At 73.2% G+C, this 21,753-nt stretch carries 3 protein-coding genes; all 3 read left to right on the top strand.

What is annotated here, in order from left to right; all coding sequences use genetic code 11:
* Positions 1 to 8,495 (top strand): SDR family NAD(P)-dependent oxidoreductase (locus AC5P1B_RS35215; RefSeq protein WP_493892105.1); only part of this gene is annotated, 8,495 nt, incomplete at its 5' end.
* Positions 8,492 to 15,082: a type I polyketide synthase gene (locus AC5P1B_RS35210; protein ID WP_493892104.1), complete on the top strand. Its 6,591-nt coding sequence runs from the start codon at positions 8,492 to 8,494 to the stop codon at positions 15,080 to 15,082. The genes AC5P1B_RS35215 and AC5P1B_RS35210, both read left to right, overlap by 4 nt.
* A 36-nt stretch (positions 15,083 to 15,118) precedes the next feature.
* Positions 15,119 to 21,753 (top strand): type I polyketide synthase (locus AC5P1B_RS35205; protein ID WP_493892103.1); only part of this gene is annotated, 6,635 nt, incomplete at its 3' end.

The following is a 21,753-nucleotide window of genomic DNA, read 5'->3' as shown; positions in this document are numbered from 1 at the left end:
TGGTGGCTGGTGAGCCGGAAGCCCTGGATGAGCTGGTGGCCGGTTGTGAGGCGGAGGATATTCGCGCCAAGCGCGTTCCCGTCGACTACGCGTCGCATACGTCGCAGGTGGAGTCCATCCGCGAGGAGCTGCTGCGGGTCCTGGCGGATGTCCGGCCGGTGCCGGGCGAGGTGCCGTTCTACTCGACGGTGGAGGGCGAGCGGGTCGATACGGCCGGGCTTGACGCCACGTACTGGGTCCGCAACCTGCGCCAGACCGTGGAGTTCGCGCATACCACCGGAGTTCTGCTCACGGACGGGTACGGGCTGTTCATCGAGTGCAGCGCGCATCCCGTGCTCGCCATGGCCATCGGTGAGACCGCCGAGAGCGCGACGGCCAGGTCGGCTTCCGGGTCCGCTGCCGGTGCCGTTGCCGCCGTCGGCTCGCTGCGCCGTGAGGACGGCGGCCTCGGCCGGTTCCTCAGCTCCGTCGCCGAGGCGTACGTCCACGGTGCGGCCGTCGACTGGGCGCAGGTGTTCCCGGGCGCGCGGGTCGTCGATCTGCCCACGTACGCCTTCCAGCGCGAGCGCTACTGGCTCGACGCGACCGAGGCCGTGAGCGGCGAGGTCACCCGGGATGAGGTGGACGAGCGGTTCTGGGAGGCCGTGGAGCGCGAGGACCTGGCGGAGTTGGCGCTGACGCTGGGCGTGGACGGTGCGCATGCGCACGACGGGCTGGGCGCCGTGCTGCCCGCGCTGTCGTCCTGGCGGAAGCAGCGCCGCGAGCGCTCCGTCATCGACACCTGGCGCTACTCCATCGCCTGGCAGCCCGTGTCCGGCACGGCGGCGCCCGTCCTGTCGGGGCCCTGGCTGCTGGTCGTGCCCGCCACGCACACCGACGACGCACTCACCGTCGCCCTCACCCGCGCGCTGAGCGAACGCGGCGCCGAGGTCCTGCCCCTGACCGTGGACCGCGCCGACACCGACCGGGCCAGGCTCGCCGAGCGGCTGCGCGCCGCACTCGGTGACCACAGCGAAGCCCACCCGGAAGGCCACGCCACACCCCTCCCCGAGACGGGCGGTGTGCTGTCCCTGTGGGCCCTTGACGAACGCCCGCACACCCAGCCCGATGTGCTGCCCACCGGAGTGGCGGGAACGCTGGCGCTGATCCAGGCGCTGGGCGACATCGACGTGGAAGCGCCGCTGTGGGGTGTCACCCGAGGCGGGGTCTCCACCGGCCCCGCCGACGCGCCCGCCTCCCTCGCGCAGTCCCAGGTCTGGGGACTCGGCCGCGTGGCCGCCCTGGAACACCCCCGCCGCTGGGCCGGACTTGTGGACCTCCCCGAGGCGGCGGACGATCGGGCACTGCGGCGGCTGTGCGGCATCCTCTCCGACGCGGCGGGCGAGGACCAGCTCGCCGTACGCGCCTCCGGCACCGTCGCCCGGCGCATGGTGCGTGCCCCACTGGGCGCCGCGCCCGCCGCCCGCACCTGGCGGCCCGAAGGCACCGTGCTCATCACCGGCGGCACAGGCGCGCTCGGCGCGTGCTTCGCCCGCTGGCTGGCCCGTAACGGCGCCAAGAGCCTCGTTCTGACCAGTCGGCGCGGCCGGGAAGCCCCCGGTGCGGCCGAGCTGGAAGCCGAACTCGCCGGGCTCGGTGCCAACGCCTCCGTCGTCGCCTGTGACATCGCCGACCGCGACGCGCTGGAAGCGCTGATCGGACAGCTCAAAGCCGAAGGGCGCCCGGTGCGCTCCGTGATGCACGCCGCCGTCGTCGCCGACCTCAGCCCGATCGAAGCGGCGACCCCCGAGCACTTCGGCGACGTGTACGCGGCGAAGGTCGGCGGCGCCGAGCACCTGCACGAGCTCCTGGCCGGCGAGGAACTCGACGCCTTCGTCTTCTTCTCCTCCATCGCCGGGTTCTGGGGCAGCGGCGACCACGCCGCCTACGCGGCCGCCAACGCACACCAGGACGCCCTGGCCGAGCGGCGGCGCTCCCAGGGCCTGCCCGCCACCTCCGTGGCCTGGGGCATCTGGGACGCCTTCCACGACTGGGACGAGGACGCCGCGGACCAGCGCAAGGAGCTCAGCGACCGGGTCGGCCAGCAGGGACTGCCGCTGCTGGACCCGGACACCGCGTGCGACGCGCTGCGCCAGGCGCTGGAACACGACGAGACGTTCGTGGCCATCGCCGACATCGACTGGGAACGCTTCACCACGATCTTCACCTCGGCGAGGCCCAGCCGCCTGCTCGGCGAGATACCCGAGGCGCGGCGCCTGCTCGAAGCCGCCGAAGCCGACGACACGAGCACTGGCGCGGACACCTCCGCCCTCCACCGCCGACTGGCCGGACTCCCCGAGGAAGAGCAGACCAGCGAACTCGCCGACATCGTCAGGACGCAGGCCGCCGCCGTCCTGGGGCACGCCGCCGGCGCCCGGATCGACCCCAGCCGCGCCTTCCGCGACCTCGGCTTCGACTCGCTCACCTCGGTCGACCTGCGGAACCGGCTGAACACCGCCACCGGCCTCAAGCTGCCCGCCACGCTGACCTTCGACTACCCGACGCCCGCCGACCTCGCCCAGTACCTGACGACCAGGCTGTTCGGCGCCGGGCAGCCGACCGCCACCAGCAGCGCGGCAGCGCCCGCCGCCCCCGTGGCGGCCGCCTCCGCCACCGACGACGACCCGGTCGTGATCGTCAGCATGGCCTGCCGCTACCCCGGCGGAGCCAACTCGCCCGACGAGCTGTGGCGCCTCGTCGCCGACGAGGTGGACGCCATCTCCGGGTTCCCCACCGACCGGGGCTGGGACCTCGACCGGCTGTGGGACCCGGACCCCGCCAGGCAGGGCACCGTCTACTCACGCGAGGGCGGGTTCCTGCACAGCGCGGCCGAGTTCGACGCCGGGTTCTTCGGCGTGGCACCGCGCGAGGCGCTGGCCATGGACCCCCAGCAGCGGCTGATGCTGGAGACCGCCTGGGAGGCACTGGAGCGCGCGGGCATCGACCCGCTCACCCTCAAGGGCAGCGCCACCGGCACCTTCATCGGCGCCAACCCCTCCGACTACCGGGAAACCGTGCGGCGCGTCCCCGACGGCTACGAGGGCCACCTGCTGACCGGCAGCCACAACAGCGTCGTCTCAGGCCGCGTCGCCTACACCCTCGGCCTTGAGGGCCCCGCCGTCACCGTGGACACCGCGTGCTCCTCGTCGCTGGTCTCCCTGCACCTCGCGGCCCAGGCGGTACGGAGCGGCGAATGCTCCATGGCCCTCGCCGGTGGCGTCGCCATCATGTCCACGCCCCAGCCGCTCATCGGCTTCAGCCGCCAGCGCGGCCTCAACCGCGACGGCCGCTGCCGCGCCTTCGCCGCGGACGCCGCCGGGATCGGCATGTCCGAGGGTGCCGGAATGGTGCTCATCGAGCGGCTGTCCGACGCGCGGCGCAACGGCCACCCGGTGCTCGCCGTCATCCGGGGCAGCGCCACAAACCAGGACGGCGCGAGCAACGGTCTCAGCGCCCCCAACGGCCCCTCGCAGGAGCGGGTGATCCGACAGGCGCTGGCGAACGCGGGCCTGTCGGCGGCCGACGTGGACGCCGTCGAGGCGCACGGCACGGGCACGACACTGGGCGACCCGATCGAGGCCCAGGCGCTGCTGGCCACGTACGGGCAGCAGCGCGCGGGCGACCAGCCCCTGTGGCTCGGCTCGTTCAAGTCCAACATCGGGCACGCGCAGGCTGCCGCGGGCATCGCCGGAGTCATCAAGACCGTGATGGCGATGCGTAACGGCGTTCTCCCGAAGACCCTCCACGTGGACGAGCCGACACCCGAGGTCGACTGGGCCTCCGGCGCCGTCCAGCTGCTCATCGAGGCCAGGGCCTGGACCACCGAGAGCGGCCACCCGCGCCGGGCGGCCATCTCCGCCTTCGGTATCAGCGGCACCAACGCCCACATGATCCTGGAGCAGCCGGCCGAGCCCCCGGCCCTCCCGGAGGCGGAGCGATCCGCCGACGCACCGGACGCCCTCGGGTCCCTGGCCCCGTGGACGCTCTCCGCACGGAGCGCGGAGGCGCTGCGCGCACAGGCCGCCCGGCTGCTGGAGTTCGTGACCGCCCGCCCGGAGACCCCGGCCGCCGACGTGGCGGCGTCGCTGGTACGTACGCGGACGACCTTCGACCACCGTGCTGTGGTGGTGGGTGCGGGGCGTGTGGAGTCGCTGGCGGGGTTGGCGGCGCTGGCGGAGGGTGTGTCGGCTCCGGGTGTGGTGGTGGGGCAGGTGGGTTCGGGTCGGGTGGCGTTGTTGTTCGGTGGTCAGGGCAGTCAGCGGTTGGGTATGGGGCGTGCGTTGTATGGGGCGTTTCCGGTGTTCGCGGGTGCGTGGGATGCGGTGGTGGGTGAGTTGGGTGGGGTGTTGTCCCGTCCTTTGGGTGAGGTGGTGTGGGGTGGGGATGCGGGGGTGTTGGAGCGTACGGAGTTTGCTCAGCCTGCGTTGTTCGCTTTTGAGGTGGCGTTGTTTCGGTTGGTGGAGTCGTGGGGTGTGTGTCCGGATGTGGTGGTGGGGCATTCGGTGGGGGAGGTGGCTGCGGCGCATGTGGTGGGTGTGTTGTCGCTGGCCGACGCCTGCCGTCTCGTTGCCGCTCGTGGTCGGTTGATGCAGGGGTTGCCGGCTGGTGGGGTGATGGTGGCGGTGGAGGCGTCGGAGGCTGAGGTCTCCGAGGCGCTGGCCGGACATGGCGGTGCTGGTGTGAGTGTCGCGGCGGTCAACGGTCCGATGTCTGTGGTGGTCTCTGGCGCCGAGGACGTGGTGTTGGGGCTTGCTGAGGTGTTCAGGGGGCGTGGGCGGCGGGTGAAGCGGTTGCGGGTCAGTCATGCGTTTCATTCGCCGTTGATGGAGCCGATGCTGGCGGGGTTCCGCGAGGTGGTTTCGGGGTTGGTCTTCCACGCGCCCGCGTGCGCGGTGGTGACGTCGGGTGGCTCCGTGTCGGGTGATTGGAGTGATCCGGAGTACTGGGTGCGGCATGTGCGCGAGCCGGTGCGTTTCCTTGATGCGGTACGTGCCCTGGAGGCGGAGGGTGCGGGTTTCTTCCTGGAGATCGGCGCTGACGGGACGCTGACCGCCATGGCGCAGGAGTGTGTGGCTGGTGATGGTGCGGTGCTGGTGCCGTCGGTGCGTAAGGACCGCCCCGAGGCGCAGACCGCCGTCGAAGCCCTCGCCCGGCTGCACGCGCACGGGGTCGCCGTCCCCTGGTCGTCCCTGCTGCCCACGAGCCGTACGGTCGAACTGCCGACGTACGCCTTCCAGCACGAGCACTTCTGGCTGCGGTCCACCGAGGGCCACGAGAACCTGGAGTCCGCCGGTCTGGGCTCGGCGGACCACCCGCTGCTCGGCGCAGCCGTGTCGCTCGCCGACGGGCACGGCCTGGTGTTCACCGGCAGCTTGTCGGCGACCTCGCACCCATGGCTGGTGGATCACGAGGTCGGCGGCGTGGTGCTGCTGCCAGGTACCGCGTTCGTGGAACTGGCCGTACGGGCCGGGGACGAGGTCGGCTGCGGCCGGATCGACGAACTCACCCTCCAGGCCCCGCTGCTGCTGCCCGAAGCGGGCGCCGTACGGCTCCAGGTCGTGGTCGCCGAGGCGGACGCGGCGGGTGTGCGGGGCGTACGCGTCTACAGCCGTCCGGAAAGCCGTACCGGCAGCCGTCCGGACAGCCGCTCCAAAAACGGCGACGATATCGGTGACGACAACGGGGCAGACAGTGATGCCGGCAGTCGTGCCGGCAGTGGTTCCGAAAGCGCTGCCGAGCACCAGCCGTGGACCTGCCACGCGACCGGCACACTCGTCCCCGCTGGAGACGAGTCGCCGACCGGTCTGACCAACTGGCCGCCGCAGGGCGCCGAGCCCGTCGACCTCACCGGGTTCTACGCCTGGCTGGACGGTGCGGGCTACGGATACGGGCCGGTCTTCCAGGGGCTGCGCGCCGCATGGCGGCGTGGCGACGAGGTGTTCGCCGAGGCCGTACTGCCCGAGGGGCAGGACGGGCGGTTCGGGTTGCATCCCGCGCTGCTGGACGCCGCCCTGCACGGGGCGCTGCTCGACATCATCGACGGCCGCACCGACCAGGTGAGGCTGCCGTTCTCCTGGAGCGGGGTCGAACTGCACGCGCGGGGCGCCGAAGCGGTACGCGTGCGGCTCGCCCCAGGCGCGGGTGGCACCCTGGCCCTCGACCTGGCCGACCTCGCGGGCCATCCGGTCGCCTCGGTGACGGCGCTGGCCACCCGGCCCGTATCGGCGGAGCAGCTGAACGCCGCACGCGGTGGCCCGGCCGACTCGCTCTACGCGGTCGAGTGGACCAAGACGAACGCCGCGCCCGCCGCCGTACCGGCCAAGCAGTGGGCCGTGCTCGGGGACGACGATCTCGCCGTGGCGACCGTGCTGCTGGAGGCCGGGGCCGACCCGCTCACCTTCCCCGACCAGGCCGCGCTGCGTGCGGCGGTCGCCGAGGGCGGGGCCGTCCCGGACACGGTGGTGCTGAGCGTCGCGAGCCGCGACGCGGGCGCCGCGTACGGGGACGGCGGCGCCGCCGAGGCCGCGCACCGGCTGGCGCGCCGCACACTCGCGGAGATACAGGAGTGGCTGGCCGACGAGCGCTGGTCGCCGTCGCGGCTGGTGCTGGTGACCTCGGGCGCGGTGGCGACCGCCGATGACGAGAACGTGCGCGATCTGGGCGCGGCCCCCGTGTGGGGGCTGATCCGCGCGGCCCAGACAGAGCACCCCGGCAGGTTCGCGCTGGTCGACCTGGACGGCGAGCCCGCGTCGCGGGCCGCGCTGCCCGCCGCCGTCGGCTGCGGCGAGCCCCAACTGGCGCTACGGGGCGGCCTCGTGCTGACGCCACGGATGGCCAGGGCCGGTACGGGTACGGGTACCGCCACGAGCACGGCACTGGCGGCGGCGGCGACGGCGACTGCGACTGAGTCCGGCCTTGCGACTGAGTCCGGCCTTGCGACCGAGTCCGGTCTCGCGACCGAGTCCGGCCTTGCGACCGAGTCCGGCCTTGCGACCGAGTCCGGCCTTGCGACCGAGTCCGGTCTCGCGGCCGGGTCCGGCCCCGCTCCCGCGGTGGACGTCGCGCCGCGCCGTGGTCTCGACCCGGACGGCACGGTGCTGATCACCGGTGGCACCGGAACCCTCGGGGCGCTGGTCGCCAAGCACCTGGTGCACCAGCACGGCGTACGGCACCTGTTGCTGGTCAGCAGGCGAGGACCGGTCGCGGAAGGCGCCGCCGAGCTAGCGGCGGAGCTGGGGGAGGCGGGGGCCGGGGTCTCCGTCGTCGCCTGCGACACCGCCGACCGGCGCCTGCTCGCCACGGTCATCGACGGCATCCCCGCCGCCCACCCGCTGACCGCCGTCGTCCACACGGCGGGCGTCATCGAGGACGGCATCGTCAGCTCGCTCACCCCGGAGCAGCTCACGCGGGTGTTGCGGCCGAAGGCCGACGCCGCCGAGGCCCTGCACGAGCTGACCGCCGGGTCCGGCCTCGCCGCCTTCGTGATGTTCTCCTCGGTCAGCGGCCTCCTCGGCGGCGCCGGACAGGCCAACTACGCCGCCGCCAACGCCTTCCTCGACGCGCTGGCACACCGCAGGAGGGCCACCGGGTCGCACGCCGTCTCGCTGGCCTGGGGCTTGTGGGAGCAGGCCAGCGGCATGACGGGGAACCTCGGGCGCGGCGACCTGGCCCGCGGCAACCGGGCCGGGCTGCTGGCGATGTCCACCGAGCACAGCCTGGCGCTGTTCGACGCGGCCCTCACCACAGAAGCGGCGCTGCTCGCCCCCGTACGGCTCGACGTGGCCGGGCTGCGCTCCCGGGCCGCCACGGAGCCGGTGCCGCCCATGCTGCGCGGCCTCGTACGCGCCCCGGCGCGGCGCACCACCGAGCAGGGCGGCGCCGCGCACGGCACGGGCGGCGGGGCGGTGCCCTGGTCCCGGCGGATCACCCAGCTTCCGGCAGCCGACCGCGAACAGGCGCTGCTCGACCTCGTACGCGCCCATGTGGCCACCGTGCTCGGCCACGGCACACCGCGCGCCGTGGACGCGGGCACCGGCTTCCTGGAGCAGGGACTCGACTCGCTCATGGCGGTCGAGCTGCGCAACCGGCTCACCGCCGAACTCGGCCTCAAACTGCCCGCCACCCTCGTCTTCGACTACCCCACCCCGCTCGCCCTCGCCCAGTACACACTGGCCGAGCTCGTACCCGGCGAGGAGGGACCCGGCATCCCCGAAGGGCTGGACGAAGCCCAGGTGCGGCAGGCGTTCGCGGCCATCCCGCTGGACCGGCTGCGGGAACTGGGCGTCATGGACGACCTGCTGCGGCTCGCCGGGCTCACCGGCCCGGGGGCCGCCCCCGCCACGACCACGACCGGCCGGGCCTCCGCTCCGGAGACCGGTGCCGACGACAGCTTCGACGACATCGACGACATGGACGTGGAGGCCCTCCTCCACAAGGCCCAGGAGAACGAACGGTGAACAAGACCTCGTCCACGCAAGACCTCGTCGGTGCCCTCCGTAGTTCGCTCAAGGAGATCGAGCGGCTGCGCCGCGAGAAGGCGGAGATCGTCGCCCAGGCGGCGGAGCCGATCGCGATCGTCGGCATGGCCTGCCGCTACCCGGGCGGGGTGCGCGGCCCGGAAGACCTGTGGGACCTGGTCGCCGAGGGCAGGGACGCGGTGTCCGCGTTCCCCACCGACCGGGGCTGGGACCTGGAGAAGCTGTTCGATCCCGACCCGGAGGCCGGAGGCAAGAGCTATGTGAACGAGGGCGGGTTCCTCGACGGGGCCGCCGAGTTCGACGCGGGCTTCTTCGGGATCTCCCCGCGCGAGGCGCTGGCCATGGACCCGCAGCAGCGCGTCCTGCTGGAGACCGCGTGGGAGGCCGTCGAACGCGGCGGCATCGACCCCACCACCCTCAAGGGCAGCAAGACCGGCGTCTACGCCGGGATCATGTACCACGAGTACGGGGCTGCCCTCGGCGACATCCCCAAGGACGTCGAGGGGTTCGTCGGCATCGGCAACGCGGGCAGCGTGCTGTCCGGGCGGATCGCCTACACCCTCGGCCTTGAGGGCCCCGCCGTCACCCTCGACACCGCGTGCTCGTCCTCCCTGGTGGCCCTCCACCTCGCGGCCCAAGCGCTGCGCCGTGGTGAATGCTCACTCGCCCTGGCCGGTGGCGTGACGGTGCTCGCCACACCCGAGGTGTACGTGGAGTTCAGCCGCCAGCGGGGGCTGTCCCACGACGGCCGGTGCAAGCCGTTCGCCGCGGCCGCCGATGGCACCGGCTGGTCCGAGGGCGCGGGCGTCCTGATGCTGGAACGGCTCTCCGACGCGCGCCGCAACGGCCGCCGCGTCCTCGCCGTCGTCCGGGGCACCGCCGTCAACCAGGACGGTGCCTCCAGCGGGCTGACCGCCCCCAACGGCCCCGCACAGCAGCGCGTCATCCGCGCCGCCCTGGCCGACGCCGGGCTCTCCACGGCCGACGTGGACGCCGTCGAGGCGCACGGCACGGGGACGACACTGGGCGACCCGATCGAGGCGCAGGCACTGCTGGCCACGTACGGGCGCGGCCGTCAGCCCGAACACCCGCTGTGGCTCGGCTCGCTGAAGTCCAACATCGGCCACGCCCAGGCGGCGGCCGGGGTCGGCGGCGTCATCAAGATGGTGCTGGCCATGCGCCACGGCGTCCTGCCGCAGACCCTGCACGTGGACGAGCCAACCCCGAAGGTGGACTGGTCGGAAGGCGCCCTGGAACTTCTGACCGAGGCCCGCCCGTGGCCGGAGACGGGCGCCCCGCGCCGGGCCGCCGTCTCCTCGTTCGGCGTCAGCGGCACCAACACCCACGTGGTCCTGGAGGCGCCCCCCGAGGCCGCGCCGAAGACGGCCGACGAGCAGCCCGTCACCCACGGCGCGTCACCCGTCATCCCGTGGGTGGTGTCCGCCCGGAGCCCGGAGGCGCTGCGCGCACAGGCCGCCCGGCTGCTGGAGTTCGTGACCGCCCGCCCGGAGACCCCGGCCGCCGACGTGGCGGCGTCGCTGGTACGTACGCGGACGACCTTCGACCACCGTGCTGTGGTGGTGGGTGCGGGGCGTGTGGAGTTGCTGGCGGGGTTGGCGGCGTTGGTGGAGGGTGTGTCGGCTCCGGGTGTGGTGACGGGGCAGGTGGGGTCTGGCCGGGTGGCGTTGTTGTTCGGTGGTCAGGGCAGTCAGCGGTTGGGTATGGGGCGTGAGTTGTACGGGGTGTTCCCGGTGTTCGCGCGTGTGTGGGATGCGGTGGTGGGTGAGTTGGGTGGGGTGTTGTCCCGTCCTTTGGGTGAGGTGGTGTGGGGTGGGGATGCGGGGGTGTTGGAGCGTACGGAGTTTGCTCAGCCTGCGTTGTTTGCTTTTGAGGTGGCGTTGTTCCGGTTGGTGGAGTCGTGGGGTGTGTCGCCGGATGTGGTGGCGGGGCATTCGGTGGGGGAGATCGCTGCCGCGCATGTGGTGGGTGTGTTGTCGCTGGCGGATGCGTGCCGTCTTGTCGCGGCGCGGGGTCGGTTGATGCAGGGGTTGCCGGCTGGTGGGGTGATGGTGGCGGTGGAGGCGTCGGAGGCTGAGGTCTCCGAGGTGCTGGCCGGGCATGGCGGTGCTGGTGGGGTGGGTGTCGCGGCGGTCAACGGTCCGACGTCTGTGGTGGTCTCTGGCGCCGAGGACGTGGTGTTGGGGCTTGCTGAGGTGTTCAGGGGTCGTGGGCGGCGGGTGAAGCGGTTGCGGGTCAGTCATGCGTTTCATTCGCCGTTGATGGAGCCGATGCTGGCGGGGTTCCGCGAGGTGGTTTCGGGGTTGGTCTTCCACGCGCCCGCGTGCGCGGTGGTGACGTCGGGTGGCTCCGTGTCGGGTGATTGGAGTGATCCGGAGTACTGGGTGCGGCATGTGCGCGAGCCGGTGCGTTTCCTTGATGCGGTACGTGCCCTGGAGGCGGAGGGTGCGGGTTTCTTCTTGGAGATCGGCGCTGACGGGACGCTGACCGCCATGGCGCAGGAATGCCTCGAAGCGGCCGACACCGAACACCTCACCTGGGCCGCCGCCCTGCACAAGGGCCGCCCCGAAGCGCAGACCGCCGTCGAAGCCCTTGCCCGCGCCCACGTCAGCGGGGTCCCGGTGCGCTGGGCGGAGCTCACCGGCGACGCCCAGCCGATCGAACTGCCCACGTACGCCTTCCAGCACGAGCGCTACTGGCTGGTGTCCGCGTCGGGGCCCGGCGACACCGCCGCGATCGGCCTGAACACCGCCGACCACCCCTTGCTGGGTGCCACGGTGACCCTCGCCGACTCCGGGAGCGTGCTGCTCACGGGACGGCTCTCGCTGCGAACCCACCCGTGGCTGGCCGGGCACTCGGTGGCGGGCGCGGTGCTGCTGCCGGGCACGGCGTTCGTGGAGCTGGCGGTACGGGCCGGGGACGAGGTCGGCTGCGGCCGGATCGACGAACTCACCCTCCAGGCCCCGCTGGTGCTGCCCGAACGGGGCGGCGTGCAGGTCCAGGTGACCGTCGGCGCGGAAGGCGATGGCCCCACCCGTACGGTGTCCGTCCACTCGCGCCCCGAGGACGCCCCCGACGACGCGCTGTGGACCTGCCACGCGGTAGGTGTGCTCACGGTCACCGGCGCGCCCGCCGCCTTCGACCTGGCGGCCTGGCCGCCGCCCGGTGCGGAGCCGGCAGACCTGACGGGCTTCTACGAGCGGCTGGAGGGACTCGGCTCCGTCTACGGGCCGCCCTTCCAGGGACTGCGAGCCGCCTGGTGCCATGGCGAGGAGATCTACGCCGAGGTCACGCTTCCCTCCGACGCGGCCCCCGCCCGCTTTGGCGTCCATCCGGCGCTGCTCGACTCCGCCCTGCACGGGGCGCTGCTCGCGACCCTCGACGAGCCGGGCGGGGCGTTGCGGCTCCCGTTCGCCTGGTCCGGCGTCGAGCTGTACGCCTCCGGGGCGGCCTCGGCGCGCGTCCGGCTGTCCCCGGCCGAGGACGGGGCGCTGACCGTGGAACTGGCCGACGCGACGGGCGCCCCCGTAGCCCTCGTGGAGACGCTGGCGACCCGGCCGGTGTCGGCGGACCAGCTGCGGGAGGCGCGGAGCGGCGGGGTGCGGGACTCGCTGTTCCGCGTCGAGTGGGTGCTCGCACCCGCCGAGGCATCGGTGCCTGGCCCCGGCCGAGTGGTGACGCTGGATGAGGAAGCGGCCGACCTTGCCGCGATCGCCGAGGACGCCCCGGACGTGGTCGCCTGGCAGGTGCCCGGCACCGACGATGTACGGGCGACCGTCACCGGGGCGCTTGAGCTGCTGCGGCGGTGGCTGGCCGAGGACCGGTTCAGCGCGACCCGGCTCGCTGTCGTGATCCGGACCGGGTCGCTCGCGCACGCGGCCGTCGCCGGGCTGGTGCGCTCGGCGCAGTCGGAGAACCCCGGCCGCTTCCTCCTCGTGGAAACGGAGACGGGGCGCGTGGCGCCCGCGACACCGACTGACACGGCGGCTGAGCCAATCACCGGACCAACCACCGCCGCAGTGACTGGCGCAGTGACTGGCGCAGTGACTGGCGCAGCGGCCGGGGCAGCGGCCGGGCTCGGCGAGGCGACGCCCGGCGGTGGTTCCGGTTCGTTGCCCGACGCGGTGTTCGGGCACGCCGAGCCACGCGTGCGCACGCGCGATGGGCAGGTACTCGTGCCCCGGCTGGCGCGGGCCGGGGCGGAGGGCCTGCTGACGCCGCCCGCCGAAGGTCCCTGGCACCTCGACTTCACGGCGGCGGGCACCCTGGAGAACCTGGCGCTGCTGCCCCGGCCCGAGGTCGCCGAGCCCCTGGCGCCCGGACAGGTGCGGATCGCCGTACGAGCCGCCGGGATGAACTTCCGCGATGCCCTGATCGCCCTCGGCATGTACCCCGGCGAGGCGACCCCGTTCCTCGGCGACGAGGCGGCCGGTGTCGTGCTCGACGTCGGCCCCGGCGTGGACAGCGTCGCGCCAGGCGACCGCGTCATGGGCATCGTGCCCCGGGCGTTCGGCCCGGTCGCCGTCACCGATCACCGGCTGCTGGCCGCTATGCCCGTGGGGTGGTCGTTTGAGTGTGCGGCGTCGGTTCCGGTGGTGTTTTTGACGGCGTGGATGGGGTTGGTGGATCTGGCGGGTGTGGGGCCGGGTGATGTGGTGCTGGTTCATGCTGCCGCTGGTGGGGTGGGGATGGCGGCGGTGCAGTTGGCGCGGTTGCGTGGTGCTGTGGTGTTCGCGACGGCCAGTGAGCCGAAGTGGGAGGTGCTGCGCGGGCTGGGGGTTGATGAGGCTCGTATCGCGTCGTCGCGTTCGCTGGATTTCAGGGACCGGTTCCTGGCGGCTACTGGTGGTCGTGGTGTGGATGTGGTGTTGAACTCGCTGGCGGGTGAGTTCGTGGATGCTTCGTTGGCGTTGATGCCTCGGGGTGGCCGGTTCCTGGAGATGGGCAAGACCGACATCCGCGAGCCCGCGGCCGTCGCCGCCGACCACCCCGGCGTGACGTACGACGCCTTCGACGTCATCGAGGCGGGCCCGGAACGGCTCGGCGCGATGCTGGCGCAGGTCGTGGAGCTGCTGGCGCGGGGTGAGTTGTCGCCGCTGCCGGTGCGGTCGTGGGACGTACGGCGGGCGCCGGAGGCGTTCCGGTACGTCAGCCAGGCCAAGCACATCGGCAAGGTCGCCCTCACCATGCCCCGGAAGTGGGACGAGGACGGCACCGTTCTGCTCACCGGCGCCACCGGCTCGCTGGGCCGCCTGATCGCCCGGCACTTGGTGACCCAGCACGGCGTACGTCGTCTGCTGCTGGCCAGCAGGCGCGGCCCGGCGGCCGACGGGGCGGCCGAACTCGTGGCGGACCTCCAGGCGGCAGGCGCCAAGGATGTCACCGTCGTCGCCTGCGACGCCGCCGACCGCGACGCGCTGGCCGCGACCCTGGCGGCCATCCCCGCCGGGCACCCGCTGACCGCCGTCGTGCACGCTGCCGGTGTCGTCGACGACGCGCTGACCGGTTCGCTCACCCCCGAGCAGGTGGAGCGGGTGCTGCGGCCCAAGGTGGACGCGGCGCGCAACCTCCACGAGCTGACAGCGGGACTCGACCTGGCCGCGTTCGTGCTCTTCTCCTCGGCGTCCGGCCTGTTCGGCACGCCGGGGCAGGCCAACTACGCGGCGGCCAACGCCTACCTCGACGCGCTAGCCCAGCACCGCAGGGACCAGGGCCTGCCCGCCGTCTCGCTGGCCTGGGGCCTGTGGGACCAGGCCAGCGCCATGACCGAGCACCTCGCCCAGGCCGACCTGGCCCGCGTCGGCCGCTCAGGCGCGCTGGCCCTCGCACCGGAGCACGGCTTGGAGCTGTTCGACGCCGGCCTCACCGCGGACGAGGCGCTGGTCGTCCCGGTCCGCCTCGACCTGGCTGGGCTACGCGCCCGCGCGGGCGAAGGCGAGGCCGTACCTCCGCTGCTGCGCGGCCTGGTCCGCGCCCCCGTGCGGCGCGCCACCGCAGGCGCCGCCGAGCAGGCGTCCGGCGCTGACGCGCTACGGCGACGGCTGTCCGGCGCTTCCGCACCCGAACGCGAGCGGACGCTGCTCGACCTCGTACGCACCCACGCGGCCACTGTCCTGGGGCACGCCTCAGCGCAGGCCGTCGAAGCGGAACGTGCCTTCCGAGATGTCGGCTTCGACTCGCTCACCGCGGTCGAACTGCGCAACCGGCTCGGCGCGGCCACCGGCCTGCGGCTCCCCGCGGCAGTCGTCTTCGACCACCCCACCCCCGCGGCCCTCGCCGCCTACCTGACGGGGCAGCTCGGGGAGAGCGACGTCATGTCCACCCGGGACGCCCTCGCCGAACTCGACAAGGCGGAGGCCATCCTGTCCGCCCTGGCGGCACAGGACACGGTGCGTCCCGAGGTGACCGCCCGGCTGCACAGCCTCCTCGACCGCTGGAGCGGCCACGCAGCGGCCACCGGGCCTGCTGAGGCCGGGGGAGCGAGCGTGGACGCGGCCTCCGACGACGAACTGTTCGACCTCCTCGACAACGAACTCGAAACTCCCTGAAGCCGTTTCGGATATTCGGATAGGTGTGACACCCGAATGAACAACGAAGACAAACTCCGCGATTATCTGAAGCGCGCTACCACCGACCTCCGCCTGGCCCGTCGGCGCATCGCCGACATGGAGCAGCGGGAGCTGGAGCCCATCGCCATCGTCGGCATGGCCTGCCGGTATCCGGGCGGGGTGCGGTCGCCGGAGGACATGTGGCGGCTGGTCGCCGAGGGAGGAACGGCGATCACGCCGTTCCCCGAGGACCGTGGCTGGGACAACGACGCGCTCTACGACCCGGAGCTGTCCACGCCGGGCACCAGCTACGTGCGCGAGGGCGGATTCCTGCACGACGCCGCTGAGTTCGACGCGGAGTTCTTCGGGATCTCGCCGCGCGAGGCGCTGGCCATGGACCCGCAGCAGCGGCTGCTGCTGGAGGCCTCCTGGGAGGTCCTTGAGCGGTCCGGCATCGACCCGTCGTCCGTGAAGGGCTCGGACGGCGGGGTGTTCATGGGCGCGGGGCACCCCGGGTACGGCATCTTCGGCCGGACCGCGCCGGAGATCATCGAGGGTTACGGGATGACGGGGAAGGCCGCCAGCGTCATCTCCGGCCGGGTTTCCTACACCCTCGGCCTTGAGGGCCCCGCCGTCACGGTGGACACGGCATGCTCGTCGTCGCTGGTCGCCCTGCACCTGGCCGTGCAGGCGCTGCGCAAGGGCGAGTGCGCGTTCGCGCTGGCGGGCGGCGTGACGGTGATGCCCACGCCGGAGCTGTTCGTGGAGTTCAGCAGGCAGCGCGGCCTCGCCGCCGACGCACGCTGCAAGTCCTTCGCCTCGGCGGCCGACGGCACCGGCTGGTCGGAGGGGGTGGGCGTGCTCCTCGTGGAGCGGCTGTCGGACGCCCGCAAGACCGGGCATCAGGTGCTGGCTGTCGTGCGGGGCTCCGCCGTCAACCAGGACGGCGCCAGCAACGGGCTCACCGCCCCCAACGGCCCCTCCCAGGAACGCGTCATCCGGCAGGCCCTCGCCGACGCCAGGCTCGGCGTCGGCGACGTGGATGCCGTCGAGGCGCACGGCACCGGCACCCGCCTCGGCGACCCCATCGAGGCGCACGCCCTGCTCGCCACCTACGGGCAGCGCTCCCCGGAGGCCGACCCGCTGTATCTCGGCTCGCTCAAGTCCAACCTCGGGCACACCCAGGCGGCGGCCGGGGTCGGCGGCGTCATCAAGATGGTGATGGCCCTCCACCACGGCGTCCTCCCCAAGACGCTGCACGTGGATGAGCCGACCCCGCACGTCGACTGGACATCAGGCGCCGTGGAACTGCTCACCGACGACCGCCCCTGGCAGCGCCAGGAAGCGCCGCGCCGGGCCGGGATCTCCTCTTTCGGCGTCAGCGGCACCAACGCCCACGTCATCCTGGAGGAGGCCGAACCGGCCGAGGAACCGGCGGAGCCCGAGCCCCGTACGCGGACCGGCGGCGGCCCCGTCCCGTGGACGGTGTCAGCGAAGAACCCGGCAGCGCTGCGCGCCCAGGCCGCCCGCCTCCGCACCTACCTCGACGCCCGCTCCGAACTCGGCACGCACGACATCGCCGCCGCCCTCGCCACCACCCGCGCGGCTCTGGAACACCGCGCCGTGGTGATCGCCGACGACCGCGCGACTCTGCTCGACGGCCTCACCGCCCTCTCCCAGAGCAGGCCCGCCCAGCACCTCACCACCGGCGAAACCGCCGACGGCGCCCGCAACCAGGTCTTCGTCTTCCCGGGTCAGGGTGCTCAGTGGGTGGGGATGGCACGGGAGTTGATGGTGTCGTCCCCGGTGTTCGCGGAGTCGATGCGCCGGTGCGGGGATGCGTTGGCGCCGTTCATCGACTGGGATTTCGGGGCTGAGCTCGACGGCTCGCTGGAGCGGGTGGATGTGGTGCAGCCGTTGTCGTGGGCGGTGATGGTCTCGCTTGCGGGGTTGTGGCGTTCGTACGGTGTGGAGCCCGCGGCTGTGGTGGGTCATTCGCAGGGGGAGATCGCGGCTGCTGTGGTGGCTGGTGGTCTGTCGTTGGGGGACGGGGCGCGGGTGGTGGCGCTGCGTTCGAGGGTGATCGGTGAGCGTCTTGCCGGTAAGGGCGGGATGGTTTCGCTGGGGTTGGCCAGGGATGCGGCGGAAGCCCGTATCGCCGCGTACGAGGGCCGGGTGTCGGTGGCGGCGGTCAACGGGGCGTCGTCCACGGTCGTTGCCGGTGAGCCGGGCGCGCTGGACGAACTGATCGCCGGGTGTGAGGCGGAGGACATCCGGGCCAAGCGCGTTCCCGTCGACTACGCGTCGCATACGTCGCAGGTGGAGTCCATCCGTGAGGAGCTGCTGCGGGTGCTTGCGGATGTCCGGCCGGTGTCGGGTGAGGTGCCGTTCTACTCGACGGTAGAAGGCGAGCCGGTCGATACGGCGGGGCTGGATGCCGCGTACTGGGTGCGGAATTTGCGGCGGGAGGTGCGGTTCGGGCCGACGGTGGAGCGGTTGATCGCGGACGGTCTCGGCGTGTTCGTGGAGTGCAGTGCGCATCCGGTGCTGTCGATGAGTATTCAGGAGACCGCTGGCCCGGAAGCGCCCGTGACCACGGTTGGTTCGCTGCGGCGTGATGACGGCGGTCTGGGTCGGTTCTTGACGTCGCTCGCCGAGGCGCATGTGAAGGGCGTACGGGTCGACTGGGCGCAGGTGTTCCCGGGCGCGCGGGTCGTCGATCTGCCCACGTACGCCTTCCAGCGCGAGCGCTACTGGCTCGACGCGACCGAGGCCGTGAGCGGCGAGGTCACCCGGGATGAGGTGGACGAGCGGTTCTGGGAGGCCGTGGAGCGCGAGGACCTGGAGGAGCTGGCGCTGACCCTCGGGGTGGAGGGCGGCCAGGACGGGCTGGGCGCTGTGCTGCCCGCGTTGTCGTCCTGGCGGCGGCAGCGCCGTGAGCGGTCCGTCATCGACTCCTGGCGCTATCGGATCACCTGGCGCCCCATCGCCACCCCCGACGCCCCTGTGCTGTCCGGCACCTGGCTGCTGGCGTTGCCTGCCGGGCTCGCCGACCACACCTGGGCCGATGGGTGCGCACGCGCGCTCGCGCGCGCCGGTGCCCAGGTGGTGCCGCTGACCGTTGACGCGGCCGTCATGGACCGGGGCGCGCTGGCCGCCCTCATCGCCGAGGCCGCAGCCGGGCACCCCGAACTCGCCGGTGTGCTGTCCCTCGCCGCCGTGGACGAGCGGCCGCTGCCCGGCCACTCCGCCCTCACGCGCGGCTACGCCGCGACCCTCCGCCTCGTACAGGCCCTCGGCGACGCGGGCACCGAGGTGCCGCTGTGGTGCGCCACCGAGAACGCGATGTTCACGGACGCGGACGCGGACCCGGACGCGGGCATGAGCACCCGCGCGGGCACGGGCGTGGACGCGAGCACGGTCCCGGCCCCGGACACGGACATGAGTGGCGCCGACCGTGTGCCGGTACCCGTACCCGGCGCCGCGCAGGCCCAGGTGTGGGGCCTGGGGCGGGTCGTCGCCCTGGAGCAGTCCCGGCTGTGGGGCGGACTGGTCGACCTCCCGGCCGACGTGGACGACCACGCCATGACGCGGCTGGCCGCCGCCCTCACCGGCATCGACGGGGAGGACCAGCTGGCGGTCAGGGCAACGGGGACGTGGGCACGGCGCCTCATACGGGCCACCCCCGCGGCCGCCTCCGGCGACGGCCGGGCCGTACGGGAGTGGAGGCCGCGCGGTACGACGCTCGTCACCGGCGGCACCGGGGCGCTCGGTTCGCACATCGCGCGCTGGCTCGCCCGTAACGGCGCCGACCATCTGCTGCTGGTGAGCCGCCGGGGCGCCGAAGCCCCCGGTGCCGCCGCTCTCGAAGCCGAACTGACCGCACTGGGCGCCCGGGTCACCCTCGCCGCCTGCGACATCGCCGAGCGGTCCGACCTGGCCCGGCTCATCGCCGCCGTGCCCGAGGACCAGCCGCTCACGTCCGTCGTGCACACGGCGGCCGTGCTGGACGACGGCATGGTGGACTCGCTCACCGACGAGCGCGTGGACCGCGTCGTGCGGGTCAAGGCGCTCGGCGCGGAGAACCTGCACGAGCTGACCCGCGGCCTCGACCTGTCGGCGTTCGTCCTCTTCTCCTCCTTCACCGCCACCTTCGGCACCCCCGGCCTCGGCAACTACGCGCCCGGCAACGCCCACTTGGACGCGCTCGCCGAGCGGCGCCGCGCCGAAGGGCTACCGGCTACCGCCGTCGCCTGGGGCACCTGGGCGGGCTCCGGAATGGCAGAGGGGGGCGTCGGGGACCGGGCGCGGCGGCATGGCGTGTTCGCGATGGACGCCGACGCGGCGACCGCCGCGCTGCAAATCAGCCTCGACCGGGACGAGACCACCGCCGTCGTCATCGACATGCGCTGGGACCGGTTCGCCGTGGTGTTCACCTCCGAGCGGCCCAGCCGCCTGCTGGAGGGAGTGCCGGAGGCGCGGGCCGCCCTGGCCGCCGCCGCTCCGGACGCCACCGGCCCCGACGACGTCACCGGCGCGCCCTCCGACCTTCAGGCGCGGCTCGCGGCCCTGCCCCGTGCGGACAGGGAGCGCGAACTGACCGATCTCATACGGGCCAACGCCGCCGCCGTCCTCGGCCACGGCACCCCCGCCGCCATCGAACCCGCCCGCGCCTTCCGGCAGATCGGTTTCGACTCCCTGACCGCCGTGGAGCTGCGCAACCGGCTCATCACGCTCACCGGCCTCAAGCTCCCGGCCACCCTCGTCTTCGACTACCCGAACCCCGCCGCTCTCGCCGGGCATCTGGCGGCCGAACTCTCCGGCACAGAGGCGGGCACCGCTGCCGTCGCACCGGTGAGCGTGGCCACCGACGACGACCCGGTCGTCATCGTGGGCATGGCCTGCCGCTTCCCCGGCGGAGTGGACTCCCCGGAGGACCTGTGGGAGCTGGTGGCAGCGGGCAGGGACGCCGTCTCCCCACTGCCCACCGGGCGCGGCTGGGACGTGGAGGGGCTGTACGACCCCGACCCCGACGCCCCCGGCAGGACGTACGTCCGCGAGGGCGGGTTCCTGCATGACGCCGCCGACTTCGACGCCGAGTTCTTCGGCATCTCGCCGCGTGAGGCGCTGGCGATGGACCCGCAGCAGCGGCTTCTGCTTGAGGCGGCCTGGGAGGCACTGGAGCGGGCGGGCATCGACCCGGACGCGCTGCGCGGCACCCACACTGGCGTGTTCACCGGCCTGACGCACTACAACTACGGGACGACCAGCCCCGGCAACGCCCCCGATGGCGTAGAGGGCTACCGCATGACCGGCAACACCGCCAGCGTCGCCTCCGGCCGCATCGCCTACACCCTCGGCCTCGAAGGTCCCGCCGTCACCCTCGACACGGCCTGCTCGTCGTCGCTGGTCGCCCTCCACCTGGCAGCCCAGGCGCTGCGCGACGGCGAATGCGGCCTCGCGCTGGCCGGTGGTGTGACGGTGATGTCGTCCCCGGCCGCCTTCACCGAGTTCAGCCGTCAGCGCGGGCTCTCGGCGGACGGCCGCTGCCGGGCGTTCGCCGCCGACGCGGACGGCTTCGGCCTCGCCGAGGGCGTCGGGATGGTCCTCGTGGAGCGGCTGTCCGACGCCCGGCGCAACGGGCACCGGGTTCTCGCGGTCGTACGGGGCTCCGCCATCAACCAGGACGGTGCCAGCAACGGCCTCACCGCCCCCAACGGCCCCTCCCAGCAGCGGGTCATCCGACAGGCCCTGGCCAACGCCGGACTCGCCGCCTCCGACGTGGACGCGGTCGAGGCCCACGGCACCGGCACCACCCTGGGCGACCCGATCGAGGCCCAGGCACTGCTGGCCACCTACGGCCGGGACAGGGCCGCCGAACGCCCGCTGTGGCTCGGCTCGGTGAAGTCCAACATCGGACACGCCCAGGCCGCCGCCGGAGCCGCCGGGATCATCAAGATGGTGCTGGCCATGCGCCACGGCCTGCTGCCGAAGACGCTGCACGTCAGCGAGCCGACACCGGAGGTCGACTGGTCCACGGGCGCGGTCTCCCTGCTCACCGAGGACACGGCCTGGCCCCGCTCCGGCGGGCCGCGCCGTGCTGCCGTCTCCTCCTTCGGGCTCAGCGGCACCAACGCGCACGTTGTCCTGGAGCAGGCCCCCGAGGACGCGCACGGTGCCGAGCCGACAGCAACGGGACCGGCCACCGCAGGTACCGCAGACACCGCAGAAACCGCAGACACCTTCACTGCCGGTGTGAACCCGGACGGGCAGTCCACCGCCGGGCAGTCATCCGCCGGGCAGCCGTCCGGCGTGCTGGCGTGGCCGCTGTCGGCCAAGAGTGCGCGGGCCCTGCGCGGCCAGGCGGAACGCCTGCGCGCCACCCTCGCCGCACGTCCCGGCCTCGCGCCCGCCGATGTGGCGTTGTCACTGGCCACGGAGCGGTCCCTCTTCGACCACCGGGCCGTCGTCCTCGGCGGCGACCGCACGGAACTGCTCGCCGGACTCACCGCCCTCATCAACGACGAACCCACCCCCGGGCTCGTCCAGGGATACGCCGACGCCCACGGCAAGACCACCTTCGTCTTCCCGGGTCAGGGTGCTCAGTGGGTGGGGATGGCGCGGGAGTTGATGGTGTCGTCCCCGGTGTTCGCGGAGTCGATGCGCCGGTG

Source organism: Streptomyces sp. A01 (assembly GCF_059026195.1).
This window is presented reverse-complemented; position numbering and strand designations above follow the sequence as displayed.